The organism is Streptomyces sp. 3330, from assembly GCF_031456635.1.
Lineage (GTDB): Bacteria > Actinomycetota > Actinomycetes > Streptomycetales > Streptomycetaceae > Streptomyces.
On sequence record NZ_JAVDVA010000014.1, the window covers coordinates 45,518 to 58,427 of the forward strand.

Sequence of the window (12,910 nt, forward strand, 5' to 3'; positions counted from 1 at the left end):
CCGAGAGGCCGGCGGACCTCGCTTCCATGTTCACCCCGCGGGTGATACGCCACGGGCACACGGGCGCGACCGCGGGTACGGGCGCCGCCGATGGCGAAGGGGTTGGGCGATGAGTGAGGCTTCGGACACCGCGCTGCTGCTCGTACGGGTCGTGCTCGGCGTGGTGATGGTGGCGCACGGCTGGAACCACTGGCGCGGCGGGGGCGGCATCTCCGGCACCGCCGGCTGGTTCGGCGGGCTCGGACTCACCCGCCCGAGACTCCAGGCATGGCTCAGCGTCCTCACCGAACTCGGCGCGGGCGTGCTGTTGGTGGCGGGTTTCCTCACCTCGCTGGCCTGCGCGGCCGTGCTGTCCGTGATGCTGGTCGCGGGCCTGCTCGCACACCGCCGCAACGGCTTCTTCGTGTTCAAGGAGGGCTACGAGTACGTCCTCGTCCTGGGCGTCCTCGTGGTGGCGCTGGGGGCCTGGGGGCCGGGGGAGTACGCGGTGGACGAGGCCGCGGACCTCGCGGTGACCGGCTGGACGGGCGCCGGGGTGGTGCTCGGGGTGGGCGTCGTCGCGACGGCCGGGCTGCTGGCGGTGTTCTGGCGCCCCCGGCGGGAGAGCTGAGGAGCCGCGCCCTGCGCGTCGGCCCGGGCGGCCCGGGCGGGGCGGATGCCGCCCCACCCGCCGCGCCGCCCTGCCGTGACGGGGCCCCTTCCCGGGGTGCCGGTATTCACCTGGTGGACGCCCCCTTGACGGCGGCTCGAGGCGGATCGACACTCGATCCGGGAATCCTAGTGAACGGGTAGGGAAACGATGGGGCGACGGGAGCCGACCACCGGCCGAGCGGGCCGCACGGCGTGGTCGTCACCCCTTCTCACCTCCCGCCGTCACATCGACCTGAAGCGCGTCTGCAGCGCCATCAGGTTCCAGGACTGAGCCGGGCCCGTCCCCGCGCCGAACCGCACCGGCGGTGTCCCCCGGACGCGGCCGCACCCGGCGCGGGCGGACGAGGTCCGCACCTCCCTCTTCGACGTCGCATCCGCCGCGCGCACGCCCGTCGTGCGTCCCGCCCCCGGGGAGAGTCATGTCCGTCACGCCACTGGCCGCCCACCCGTCCCCCCGACCCGCCGCCCCCTTCCGGGGCCGGATCGGCCGCGACGCGCGCAGCGGCCACTACGCGGTGCCGCGCCGCTACCGCCTCCATCTGGCCCCGGCCGACCCCGACTGTCTGCGCATCGCCGTCACCCACAGCCTCCTCGGCCTGGGCAAGGCCTGCCCGGTCACCTTCCTGCCCGCCGTCCCGGACTGCCCCGACGGAGGCCACTCCGCGCTGCGTCCGCTGTACGACGCCAGCGCGCACCGGTACACCGGACCCGCCCTCGCGCCCGTGCTCAGCGACGACTGGTCGGGGCGCATCGTCAGCAGCCACGGCCCCGACATCGCCCGTGACCTCGCCCGGCGCTTCGGCGCCGGCCGGCCCCCCCTGTACCCGTGCGGCGCGGAGTCGCAGATCGAGGCCGTCGAGCGGATGTGCGCCCAGGGCATCGAGGAGGCCGCCCAGCGCGCCGGAGCGGCCGACACCGCGGGGGCGGAGCGCGCCGCCGCCCTCGACACCCTGCTCGGCACGCTCGGGGTGCTGGAACGCGGGCTCGGTGCCCACGAGTACCTGATCAGCGATCAGATCACGGCAGCTGACGTCGAGTTGTGGGTCACCCTGGTCCAACTCGACACCGTGCACCGCTATCACCTCGACGCGGCCGCCGTGCACCGCGTCGCCGACCACCCCGCGCTCTGGGCCTACGCCCGCCGGCTGGCCGCTCACCCGGCCTTCGGCGCCCATCTTGACCTCGACGCCGTCTCCCGCCGTCATCACGCCCGTTGCCAGGGCCTGGAGGCCGCCGGCGCCGCCGTCCAGATCCTGGACTGGGAGACCCACGCGGCGGACGGTTCGGCGGTCCGACCGCAGGTCGACCGGCCCTGACCTGGTCCATCCACCGGACAGCCGTTGACATTCGTTCGGGCAACTGTCTTACTTACGGCCCAGAACGGTCATGAGCGTCAGCGACAAGCCCTGGCTTGCTGACCGGCAACCCTCGCTCCGCGGTGGGGTGCCCCAGGTGACGACCGGACCGACGTTTCGGTAATGACGCATCGGTAAGCGCGAGGGCCCCTCGGGGGCCGGAACAGTGATGGTGACGGACATGTACGCAGCTCTTCGGACGGCGCCGCGTCGCCCCCGGGGCTGCGTACGGCCGTACCTCGACATCCTCGTCGCCAACCGCGCCGTCGACCTCCTGCGCGTGAACAGCGCACTGTGTACCGCACCGGGCCGTGCCCGCTGTCGGGGCTGAACGAACCCCTCGCACCGCAGCCCCGCCTCCGCGTTCCTGACGAACACCGCCCGAGCGGTGTCCCGTTGTCCGCCCCACCCCGGTCTCCTGCACGCGTCCGTGCGCCATGCCCCGTTCGCGCCCGCGGAGCGGTTCCCACCGCCCCGCCGAAGCGCGTCCGGCCACGCACGTCCGCCGTGACCCGGGGTGTCCGACTCCCGCCGGAGCCCCCTCATGAGTGAACCCCCAGGCGCCGTGACCCTCGCCGAGGCCGCGCCCGCCGCCGTCGTCCCGTCAGAGAAGCGCACCGCCCAGCGCGTCCAGCCGCTGCGCAGGCCCGGACGCTGGATCGCCACCGCCGTGGCCCTGGTCCTGGTGGCGCAGTTCACCCACGGACTGATCTCCAACCCCTTCTACCAGTGGGACCGTTTCGGCTACTGGTTCCTGCGGCCGGTCATCCTCGACGGACTGCTGATCACCCTCGAAGTGGCCGCCTACAGCGCGGTGCTGGGCCTGCTCGGCGGCATCCTGCTCGCCCTCGCCCGGCTCTCGAAGAGCCCGGTGCTGCGCGCGGTGAGCTGGACCTACGTCTGGGCGCTGCGCTCCATCCCGCTGATCGTGGTGCTGCTCTTCCTCTACAACTTCAGCGCCCTGTACCAGACCCTGAGCGTGGGGGTCCCCTTCGGCCCGGCGTTCTTCCGCTTCGACGAGTCGCGGCTGGCCACCGACATGGTGATCGCCGTCGTCGGCCTCAGCCTCAACGAGGCGGCCTACGCCGCCGAAGTGGTCCGCGGCGGCATCCTCTCCGTCGACCAGGGCCAGCACGAGGCTGCCGCCGCGCTCGGCCTGCCCAAGCGCTACCAGTTCTGGAAGATCGTCTTCCCGCAGGCCCTGCGGTCGATCACGCCGAACTACGTCAACCAGCTGATCGGCCTGGTCAAGTCCACCTCGCTGGTCTTCTACGTGTCCCTGCTCGACCTGTTCGGCACCGCGCAGACCATGGGGGCCACCTACCCCGGCGACATCGTGCCGCTGCTGCTGGTCGTCACCGTCTGGTACCTGATCCTGACCAGCCTCGTCTCCGTCGTCCAGTTCTACGTCGAGCGGTACTACGCCCGGGGCGCCACGCGTTCCCTGCCGCCGACGCCGCTCCAGAAACTGCGGACCGGTCTCACCGACCTGCGGGCCCGCATCCGCCGGGAGGCCGCCGTATGACCACCGAGACCCTGCAGAGCTCCGAGATCGCCGGGATCGTGCCCGCCGCCGTCGAGGTGCACGACGTGCACAAGTGGTACGGCGCCCACCGGGTCCTGGACGGGGTGAGCCTGACCGTCCGGCCCGGCGAGGTCACCGTGATCCTCGGCCCGTCCGGCTCCGGCAAGTCCACCCTGCTGCGGGTCATCAACCACCTGGAGAAGCCCGAGATCGGCTACGTCAGCGTCAACGGCGAGCCGATCGGCGTCCGCCGGCACGGCGACCGGCTGCGCGAGCTGAGCGAACGGGCCATCCTGAGCCAGCGCGGCCGGATCGGCTTCGTCTTCCAGAACTTCAACCTCTTCCCGCATCTGACCGTGCTCGACAACGTCGCCGCCGCGCCGGTCGCCACCGGGAGACTCGCCAAGGCCGCCGCCCTGGAACTGGCCCGTGAACTCCTCGACCGGGTGGGCCTCGCCGACAAGGCCGCCGCCTACCCCCGGCAGCTGTCCGGCGGCCAGCAGCAGCGGGTCGCCATCGCCCGCGCCCTCGCCCTGCGGCCCGGCGTGATCCTCTTCGACGAGCCCACCTCCGCGCTCGACCCCGAGCTCGTAGGCGAGGTCCTCGCCGTCATCAAGGACCTGGCGACCAGCGGCACCACGCTCGTCATCGTCACCCACGAGGTCGGCTTCGCCCGTGAGGTCGCCGACCGGGTCGTCTTCATCGACGGCGGGAAGATCGTCGAGCAGGGCCCGCCGGGCGAGGTCCTCGACAGACCGCGGCACGAGCGGACACGGGACTTCCTCAGCAAGGTGCTCTGACACCGACGGCGAGGTGCTCCGGCACCGACGCGCCCCACGACTTCCCCCCACGCCACCACCCAGCTCACCAGCGACAAAGGACGGCCATGTCTGCCCACTTCACCCGACGCAGCCTGATCCGCGGCATCACCGCGGCGACCGCGGTCGCCACCCTCGCCACCGGGCTCGCCGCCTGCGGTGGTGACAGCGAGGCCGCCACCACGACCGGCAGCGCCGCCGGCAGCGTGACCATCGGCCGGGTGTCCAACGGCGCCGCCGAGGAGACCGCCCTGAAGGTCTCCGAGGTCAAGTCCATCAGCGCCGAACTGCCCGACGCGATCAGGAAGAGCGGCAAGCTGAACATCGGCATCGGCGCCCTGCCCTCCGGCTTCGCCCCGCTCGCCTACGTCGGCGACGACCAGAAGACCCTCACCGGCGCCGAGCCCGACCTCGGCCGGCTGGTGGCCGCGGTCCTCGGACTGGAGCCGGAGACGAAGAACTTCACCTGGGAGAACCTCTTCGTCGGCATCGACAGCGGCAAGGTCGACGTCGGCTTCTCGAACATCACCGACACCGAGGAGCGCAAGAAGAAGTACGAGTTCGCCTCCTACCGCCAGGACAACCTCGGCTGGGAGGTCAAGAAGTCCAGCACGTGGAACTTCGACGGCGACTACGAGAACCTCGCCGGTCTGACCGTCACCGTCGGCTCCGGCACCAACCAGGAGAAGATCCTCCTGGAGTGGAAGAAGAAGCTGGAGTCCGAGGGCAAGAAGCTCACCGTCAAGTACTACCCGGACCGCAACGGCATCTACCTGGCGCTCGCCAGCGGCAAGATCGACGCGTACTTCGGACCCAACCCCGGCATCGCCTACAACGTCTCCCGGACCGCGGGCACGGCCAACGCCACCCGCAACGCGGGCACCTTCTCCGGGGCGGGTGAGAGCCTCCAGGGCCTGATCGCCGCCACCGCCAAGAAGGACAGCGGTCTCGCCGAGCCGCTCGCGGACGCCATCAACTACCTGATCGAGCACGGTCAGTACGCCAAGTGGCTGGCGGCCTACAACCTCTCCAACGAGGCCGTCGCCAAGTCCGAGATCAACCCGCCCGGGCTGCCGCTCGACAACTCCTGACCGCGCGGCGGCTCCTGAGCACACGTCACCACCACGCACCAGCACGCAGGTCGCCACCGACGACCGGACGACAGGAAGGGACTCCGCCTCCGTGGCCACTCCGATCGACCTCCGCGGAGGCGGAGCTCCGACCGTCACCCACCCGCATCCCCTCGACAACGCCGTGTGGGCCGCGCTCGACGGCCCGCACGGCCACCTCGCCGACCGGGTCGGCCGCGCCGCGCGCTACCCGGCCGACGTCTACGACTTCGCCGCCCTCGCCGACCCCGGGGACCCGGCCGCCTGGGCCGACCTGCTCACCCTCGTCGGCCCCGGAACCGCCGTACGCGTCAAGCCCGTTGAGCGCGTCCCCGACGGCTGGGAGGTCATCGGCGGGGGAGAGGGCGTCCAGCTGACCGCCACCGCGGCCTTCCGCGCCGAACCGGCGCCCGAGGCCGTGCGGCTCGGCCCCGACGACGTGCCGGAGATCCTCGACCTCGTCGCCCGCACCCGCCCCGGGCCCTTCCTCCGGCGGACCGTCGCTCTCGGCGCCTACCTCGGCATCCGTGACCAGGGGCGCCTGATCGCCATGGCGGGCGAGCGGCTGCGGCTGCCCGGCTGGACCGAGATCAGCGCCGTCTGCACCGACCCCGCCCACCGCGGGGGCGGCCTCGCCACCCGGCTGATCCGCGCGGTGGGCGCCGGCATCCGGGACCGCGGCGACACCCCGTTCCTGCACGCCGCCGCCGGCAACGCGCCCGCGATCCGCCTGTACGAGTCCCTCGGCTTCGTCCTGCGCCGTCGCTCCACCATCGCGTCGGTGCGCACCCCGGGAACATCCGCCGGGGCCAGGGCGTTGTGAGTCATGACGAGATGGGTGAGGCGCCCCCCGGCGCCCGGAACGAGGGAGGTGCGGACGTGACCCGCATACGCCGTGCCGTGCACCTCCACTCCCGGCCCCACATCGACCTCCAGCGCGTGGCCGGCGCGCTCTGTCGCTCCTGACCCTCTCCCCCCCGCCTCCGCCCGGGTGTCCCCCCGCCTCCGCCCGGAGGACACCCTTCCCCCGCCTCGGCCCGGGGGACACCCCTCCCGCCGCGCTCGCGACCCGCCGGACGCCCGCGCCGTCTCCGCGCGCAGGCCGGCGCTCTCGTACGGACCTCCAGGAAGGCACCCTCGTGTCCTCGACCTCCTCCCCGCTGCATCTCGCCGTCGCTCTGGACGGCACCGGCTGGCACCCCGCCTCCTGGCGCGAGCCCGCCGCCCGACCCCGTGAGCTGTTCACCGCCGGATACTGGGCCGACCTGGTCGCCGAGGCCGAGCGCGGACTGCTCGACTTCGTGACCCTCGAGGACGGCCTCGGGCTGCAGTCCTCCCACTTCCTCGACCCGGACGACCGCACCGACCAGGTGCGCGGCCGGCTCGACGCCGTCCTCGTCGCCTCCCGGGTGGCCCCGCTCACCCGTCACATAGGCCTGGTGCCGACCGTGGTGGCGACGCACACCGAGCCGTTCCACCTCTCCAAGGCGATCGCCACCCTCGACTACGTGAGCACCGGCCGCGCCGGTCTGCGGGTGCAGGTCAGCGCCCGCCCCGCCGAAGCCGCCCACTTCGGCCGGCGCACGATCCCCCGGATCGGGGCCTACGACGCCCCGGCCGCCCAGGAGTTGGTGACCGAGCTGTTCGACGAGGCCGCCGACTACGTCGAGGTCGTGCGCCGCCTCTGGGACAGCTGGGAGGACGACGCGGAGATCCGGGACGTGACGACGGGCCGTTTCGTCGACCGCGACAAGCTCCACCACATCGACTTCGAGGGCCGTCGCTTCAGCGTCAAGGGGCCGTCCATCACGCCGCGCCCGCCGCAGGGCCAGCCCCTGGTCACCGCCCTCGCGCACGACACGGTCCCCTACCGTCTGGTGGCCCGCGCCACCGATGTCGGGTACGTCACCCCGCACGACACCGCGCAGGCACGGGCGATCGTCGCCGAGATCCGTGCCGAGCAGGAGCGGGCCGGGCGGGCCGCCGAGCCGCTGCACGTCTTCGGCGACCTGGTGGTCTTCCTCGACGACGACCCGGCCGAGGCCGCCGCCCGGCGCGACCGCCTCGACACCCTCGCCGGTGAGGAATACCGCAGCGACGCCCGGGTGTTCGCCGGCTCACCCGCCCAACTCGCCGATCTGCTGCAGGACTTCCAGGCGGCGGGGCTGACCGGGTTCCGGCTGCGCCCGGCCGTCGCCGGCCACGACCTCCCGGCCGTCACCCGGGGCCTCGTCCCCGAACTCCAGCGCCGCGGGGCCTTCCGCCGCGCCTACGAGGCCGACACCTTGCGCGGGCTGCTCGGTCTGCCCCGCCCCGCCAACCGCTACGCCGCAGTCTGAGCCGGACGGAGAGCCCACGACCATGAGCAAGCCCCAGAAGCAGATCCATCTCGCCGCGCACTTCCCCGGCGTGAACAACACCACCGTGTGGAGCGACCCGCGGGCCGGCAGCCACATCGAGTTCAGCTCCTTCGCCCACTTCGCGCGGACCGCCGAACGTGCCAAGTTCGACTTCCTCTTCCTCGCCGAGGGACTCCGCCTGCGCGAACAGGGCGGCAAGATCTACGACCTGGACGTGGTCGGCCGCCCCGACACCTTCACGGTCCTCGCCGCGCTCGCCGCCGTCACCGAACGCCTCGGTCTGACCGGCACCATCAACTCCACCTTCAACGAGCCCTACGAGGTGGCCCGCCAGTTCGCCAGCCTCGACCACCTCTCCGACGGCCGTTCCGCGTGGAACGTCGTCACCTCCTGGGACGCCTTCACCGGCGAGAACTTCCGCCGCGGCGGCTACCTCCCGCAGGACGAGCGGTACGCCCGTGCCAAGGAGTTCCTCGCCACCACGGGCGAACTCTTCGACTCCTGGCGGGGCGACGAGATCGTCGCCGACCAGAGCACCGGCGCCTTCCTGCGGGACGCCCAGGCCGGCGCCTTCGTCCACGAGGGCCGGCAGTTCGACATCCAGGGCCGGTTCAACGTGCCGCGCAGCCCCCAGGGCCGCCCGGTGATCTTCCAGGCCGGGGACTCCGACGAGGGCCGCGAGTTCGCCGCCTCGTCCGCCGACGCGATCTTCAGCCGCTACGCGGCCCTCGACGCCGGCCAGGCCTTCTACACCGACGTCAAGTCACGGCTCGCCAGGTACGGCAGGCGCGCCGACGAGCTGCTGATCCTGCCCGCCGCGAGCTTCGTCCTCGGCGACACCGACGCCGAGGCCGAGGAGATCGCCAGGGACGTGCGCCGCCGGCAGGTCAGCGGCGCCACCGCCCTCAAGCACCTGGAGTTCGTCTGGAACAGGGACCTGTCCGGGTACGACCCGGAGGGCCCGCTGCCGGACATCGACCCGGACACCGGCGGGGACCACATCGCCCGCGGCCGCGCCCAGGTCCGGATGTACCGCGACCCGCTCGCCACGGCCCGCGAGTGGCGGGAGCTCGCCGCGGCCAACAACTGGTCGATCCGCGACCTGGTCATCGAGACCGGCAACCGGCAGAACTTCGTCGGTTCCCCGGCGACCGTCGCCAGGACGATCAACGAGTACGTGCAGGCCGACGCCGCCGACGGGTTCATCCTCGTCCCGCACATCACCCCGAGCGGCCTCGACGCGTTCGCCGACCAGGTCGTCCCGCTCCTCCAGGAACAGGGCGTCTTCCGCACCGAGTACGAGGGCACCACACTCCGGGACCACCTCGGCCTCGCCCACCCGGACGAGGCGGCCGGCGCCGCCCGGGCGGCCTCGTGAAGTTCCTCGCCATCACCCTGATCGTGCACCGCCCGGACCGGTCACCGGCGTCCTGAAGCCCACGCGGGACCGCTTCCGCGAGGTGCTCGACAACGCCCCCACTCGGCATGCCCGACGCAGTACTCGTACGCCAGCCACAGGGTGACCGCTCCGCACGGCGCGCTCAGCAGCGGGCACAGCGGCCGGCCCGTCCCGGGACCGCACAGCGCGACCAGAGCCCCGCCGCGCGCAAACGACTGGCACAGCGCGGGGACGGCGATGTTGAGGACCGCCCGGTCCAGCAGGGTCGTCGCCCCCGGCCGCCAGACAGACCGTCAGTACCCGCCGGTCCGCGCGATCGGCTCCCGGAAGGATGCCGTCATGCTCACACCGGCCGGACGCTCCTGTCCCCGCCCCGGCCTGCCTGTTCGCACGAGGGAGACACACCGGGCGGGCCCGCCCGCGCACGGCGGACCCGGTGTGGCCGGGGACGCGTCCCCCTCCCCCGAAGGCGACGCGTCCCCGGCGCTTCCCCCGGCGCCGGACTGTGGTTCCTGCGGGTGGCCTCGCGGCTCACCAGCACATGACCGCCGTCTCGCCCGAACCCCAGCCGGAGTACAGGCGTACGCGGACGAAGTAGCGGCGGTCCCTGACGAGCCGGACCCTGATCGTGGCGTTGTGCGGAGTGCCTCCGTCGTCGTGCCCCGCGAGGAAGCGGGGCTCCCCGTCCCGCTCCTCGAACACCACGACGAGGGAGTCGCTCTCCCCGAAGGTGGCGAAGGTGTACTCGCGGGTCTCGCGCGGCGCCACGGTGAAGTCGACCTGCTCGCCCGGCCCCAGCGACAGCGGCACCGAACGGAACGGTGCCAGCGCCGGGGGCCGCGCGCCGACCGGCGGCGGATACCAGCCGAGGACGAACTCCTTGTCCAGCGCCGACAGCCCGCCGGACGGGTGCACACCCCCGCGGAACTGCTCCGGCTCCAGGATCAGTCCCGCCGAGAAGGGGTACTGCATGACGGACTGCGGGTCCCACACCGACCCGTTCACCTCGAACGGGTCCAGCTTGCGCAGCACGTTGAACCAGGTCCTGTCCCGGCTCCAGTGGTGGGGCGGGCCCGCCAGCTCGGCGTACACGGCCTCGTCGTCCCAGTGCAGGCCGGCGAACGGGCTCTGGTGCTCGTGCTGCATGCCCAGCGCGTGCCCGATCTCGTGCAGGGCCGTCGCGCGCTCCCCGGGCGCGGTCAGATCCCAGCCGAAGTTCATGGTGCGCTCGTTGAGCCCGGCCGACAACGCGTCCCGGCCCACCGCCGACCAGGACCCGTCACCCGGCTGGAAACCGATGCGCAGCTCCGCCTCCGAACGGTCGGCGACCTCCACGAAGGACACCCCGATGCCCAGCTCCCGCCACTCGCGGAAGCAGTCCCGCACGACGTCCCGCTGGTCCTCGCCGCCGACCCAGGACACCCAGCGGGTGCCCCCGGAACCCGGCAGGGCGATGACCGACCCGGCGCTCTCGCCGTCCAGGAAGCAGTAGTGCAGCACCGTGCCGTTGACCCACATCCGCCGCCCGCTCATCAGCGCGCCGAGCCGTTCGGCGGCCAGCCCCGGCGCGAAAGCGGGGGCCGACTGCTGGGCGAGCGAGCAGTAGCGGGCGGTCATGGGCTCCAGGTTGCCGTGCGGGGCGGCCGCCCGGCCTGAGTCGGGGGCTACTCAAGTCACCCTGTATCAGGCGTGAGTACGCGGAGTCCCATTGAGGTGACGACGTTCGAAGCCTCAGACAGGACCCTGCGACTGCCGTGGCCCTTCACGGGCCGGGACGAGGAACTGGAGCTCGTCCGCCGCTCCTTGGCGGTGGGGCGGCCCGGCCTGGTCATCACCGGACCGGCGGGCTGCGGCCGCACCCGGCTGGCCATGGAGGCGGTCCGCGGCACCGACTGCGTGCGGGTGGCCGGCACCCCCGGAACCCGCGACCTGCCGTTCGCCGCCTTCGCCCATCTGCTCCCCGAGGGCGTCACCCTGCACGGCGCCGTACAACTCCTCACCGGGGTACGGCACTTGCTGGTCGACGACGCGCATCTGCTGGACGGCTCCTCCGCGGCCCTGCTCCACCAGCTGGCCGTCCAGGGCCGCACCCGTCTGCTGGTCGTCGTCCCGGACGGCGCCCGCCCGCCCGGCGCGGTCGCCCGGCTGTGGACCGGTGGACTGCTGCCCCGGCTCGCCCTGGAGCCGCTGCCCCGCGAGGAGATCGCGTCCCTTCTGATCGCGGGCGTCGGCGGCCCTCTGGACCCCCTCGCCGTCAACCGGCTGCACCGTCTGTGCGGCGGCGATCTGCGCCTCCTGCGCGACCTGCTGGACGCGCTGCGCGAGCAGGGACTCGTGGCCGGGGACGCGGACACCGACGAGCGGACCTGGCGCGGCCGGGTCCCGGTGACCCCGGCCCTGCGGGAACGCGCCGCTGCCGTGCTCGCCCGCACCTGCCCGGACGAACGCGAGATCCTCGACCGGCTCGCCTTCGCCGAACCGCTGTCGCTGCCGTCGGACACGCTGGACCTGCGGATCCTCGAACGCCTGGAGGCGGACGGCCTGCTCGACGTCGCCGACGACACGACCGTCCGCCTGGCGCACCCGCTGCACGGCCCGGTCCTGCGTGCCGAGGCGGGCCGGCTGCGCGCCCGGCGGCTCACCGGGCGACGACGGTCGACCGCGTCCGCCCTCGACGCGGAGGCCGCCGGACTGATCCGCCGCATCGAGCGGGCCGACGTCCGCACGACGCCCACGCCCGTGGGGGAGTGGCTGGTCGCCGAGGGGGAACCGGTACCGCCGTGGTACGCCGCCGTCCGCGCGCGGTTCTCACGGCTGCGGGGAGAACTGCGCGAGGCGGCGGCCTGGGCGAGGGAAGGCCTGGCATCGGCCCCGCAGGACCGCGCCTGCCGCACCGAACTCGCCCTGTCGGCGGCCCAGTCGGGCGAGACGGGACCGTCGATCGACCTCCTCGCCGAGCACCCCGCCACTTCCGCGTGGCCGCCGGCCGCCCGCGGAGACCTCGACACGGCCCTGAAGATCCTCGACGCCATCGAGCCGGCGGCTCCCCGCACGGGCGCCACCGGCCCCCGCGCGTCCCGTGAGTCGCCCGAGTCCGGCGATGGGCGGTTCGCCCGCGCCCCCCACACCGCCCGCGACCCTCTCACCACCGACGCCCCGTACACCGCCCGCGACCCCTACACCGCCTACGACGCCGTGCGTCTCGGCGCTCCCCTGAGCGCGGTCCGCCTTCTTCCCGCCGGGGGCTGCCTGGACCGGCACGCCCGGGCGCTGGCCCGGGGTGACGGACCCGCGCTCGACCTGGTGGCCGCCGAGCTGGAGGAGCGCGGATTCCTGCTCTTCGCCGCCGAGGCGTACGCGCAGGCGGTACGCGTCCACCGGGACGCGGGCGCGGCCCGCACCGCCCGTACCCGCGCCGTCGCCCTGGCCCGGCGCTGCCAGGGGGCCCGCACACCGGCCCTGTCCGGTCTGGTCCTGGGCGAACTCACCGCACGCCAGCGGCAGATCGTCACCCTCGCCGCGGCGGGCCTGAGCAACCGGCAGATCGCCGAGCGCCTCACCCTGTCCGTCCGGACCGTCGGCAACCACCTCTACGGCGCCTACACCCGGCTCGGCGCGGGCGACCGCGGCGCCCTTCCGTGGCTGGTGGAGCAACCGGCCTGACCACCCCGGGCCCGGGAGGGGAGTCGGGGC

The 12,910-nt window shown here is 73.4% G+C and carries 11 protein-coding genes and 1 riboswitch; of the genes, 10 read left to right on the top strand and 1 reads right to left on the bottom strand.

The window, feature by feature from the left end; genetic code table 11:
• Positions 1-109: 109 nt before the first annotated feature.
• The 9 genes from J2X68_RS23120 to J2X68_RS23160 all read left to right on the top strand — a co-directional run bounded on the left by J2X68_RS23120 (position 110) and on the right by J2X68_RS23160 (position 9,196).
• The gene (locus J2X68_RS23120) at positions 110-610 is read left to right on the top strand and encodes a DoxX family protein (RefSeq protein WP_310434456.1); all 501 of its coding nucleotides are present in this window, start codon (positions 110-112) and stop codon (positions 608-610) included.
• A 460-nt stretch (positions 611-1,070) separates the two neighbouring features.
• Positions 1,071-1,967, top strand: a complete 897-nt coding sequence (locus J2X68_RS23125) for a glutathione S-transferase C-terminal domain-containing protein (protein ID WP_310434457.1) — start codon at positions 1,071-1,073, stop codon at positions 1,965-1,967.
• 66 nt (positions 1,968-2,033) lie between these two features.
• Positions 2,034-2,153: riboswitch (SAM riboswitch) on the top strand.
• Positions 2,154-2,550: 397 nt separating this feature from the next.
• A complete protein-coding gene (locus J2X68_RS23130; RefSeq protein ID WP_310434458.1) occupies positions 2,551-3,531 on the top strand; it encodes an amino acid ABC transporter permease in 981 nt (326 codons plus the stop codon).
• Entirely contained in the window at positions 3,528-4,331 is an 804-nt protein-coding gene (locus J2X68_RS23135) for an amino acid ABC transporter ATP-binding protein (protein WP_310434459.1), read from the top strand. The genes J2X68_RS23130 and J2X68_RS23135 overlap by 4 nt, the downstream gene beginning before the upstream one ends.
• Before the next feature lie 86 nt (positions 4,332-4,417).
• The gene (locus J2X68_RS23140) at positions 4,418-5,440 is read left to right on the top strand and encodes a transporter substrate-binding domain-containing protein (protein WP_310434460.1); all 1,023 of its coding nucleotides are present in this window, start codon (positions 4,418-4,420) and stop codon (positions 5,438-5,440) included.
• Between the two features lie 91 nt (positions 5,441-5,531).
• A complete protein-coding gene (locus J2X68_RS23145) occupies positions 5,532-6,281 on the top strand; it encodes a GNAT family N-acetyltransferase (RefSeq protein ID WP_310434461.1) in 750 nt (249 codons plus the stop codon).
• 11 nt (positions 6,282-6,292) lie between these two features.
• Entirely contained in the window at positions 6,293-6,424 is a 132-nt protein-coding gene (locus J2X68_RS23150) for a putative leader peptide (protein ID WP_310434462.1), read from the top strand.
• 173 nt (positions 6,425-6,597) lie between these two features.
• The gene (locus J2X68_RS23155; protein WP_310434463.1) at positions 6,598-7,797 is read left to right on the top strand and encodes an LLM class flavin-dependent oxidoreductase; all 1,200 of its coding nucleotides are present in this window, start codon (positions 6,598-6,600) and stop codon (positions 7,795-7,797) included.
• A gap of 22 nt (positions 7,798-7,819) precedes the next feature.
• On the top strand, positions 7,820-9,196 hold the full coding sequence (locus J2X68_RS23160) for an NtaA/DmoA family FMN-dependent monooxygenase (protein ID WP_310434464.1): 1,377 nt from the start codon (positions 7,820-7,822) through the stop codon (positions 9,194-9,196).
• A 552-nt stretch (positions 9,197-9,748) separates the two neighbouring features.
• Here the strand turns inward: J2X68_RS23160 and J2X68_RS23165 are convergent.
• On the bottom strand, positions 9,749-10,834 hold the full coding sequence (locus J2X68_RS23165; protein ID WP_310434465.1) for a M12 family metallopeptidase: 1,086 nt from the start codon (positions 10,832-10,834) through the stop codon (positions 9,749-9,751).
• A gap of 96 nt (positions 10,835-10,930) precedes the next feature.
• On the opposite strand from J2X68_RS23165, the gene J2X68_RS23170 reads away from it, so the two are divergent.
• Positions 10,931-12,880, top strand: a complete 1,950-nt coding sequence (locus J2X68_RS23170) for a LuxR C-terminal-related transcriptional regulator (protein WP_310434466.1) — start codon at positions 10,931-10,933, stop codon at positions 12,878-12,880.
• Positions 12,881-12,910 lie beyond the last annotated feature (30 nt).

What these genes read in the sequence shown, in the direction of transcription:
- J2X68_RS23140 (WP_310434460.1), top strand. Translation starts at nt 4,418, where the DNA reads ATGTCTGCCCACTTCACCCGACGCAGCCTGATCCGCGGCATCACCGCG.
- J2X68_RS23125 (WP_310434457.1), top strand. Translation starts at nt 1,071, where the DNA reads ATGTCCGTCACGCCACTGGCCGCCCACCCGTCCCCCCGACCCGCCGCC.
- J2X68_RS23135 (WP_310434459.1), top strand. Translation starts at nt 3,528, where the DNA reads ATGACCACCGAGACCCTGCAGAGCTCCGAGATCGCCGGGATCGTGCCC.
- J2X68_RS23165 (WP_310434465.1), bottom strand. Translation starts at nt 10,834, where the DNA reads ATGACCGCCCGCTACTGCTCGCTCGCCCAGCAGTCGGCCCCCGCTTTC.
- J2X68_RS23130 (WP_310434458.1), top strand. Translation starts at nt 2,551, where the DNA reads ATGAGTGAACCCCCAGGCGCCGTGACCCTCGCCGAGGCCGCGCCCGCC.
- J2X68_RS23150 (WP_310434462.1), top strand. Translation starts at nt 6,293, where the DNA reads ATGGGTGAGGCGCCCCCCGGCGCCCGGAACGAGGGAGGTGCGGACGTG.
- J2X68_RS23120 (WP_310434456.1), top strand. Translation starts at nt 110, where the DNA reads ATGAGTGAGGCTTCGGACACCGCGCTGCTGCTCGTACGGGTCGTGCTC.
- J2X68_RS23160 (WP_310434464.1), top strand. Translation starts at nt 7,820, where the DNA reads ATGAGCAAGCCCCAGAAGCAGATCCATCTCGCCGCGCACTTCCCCGGC.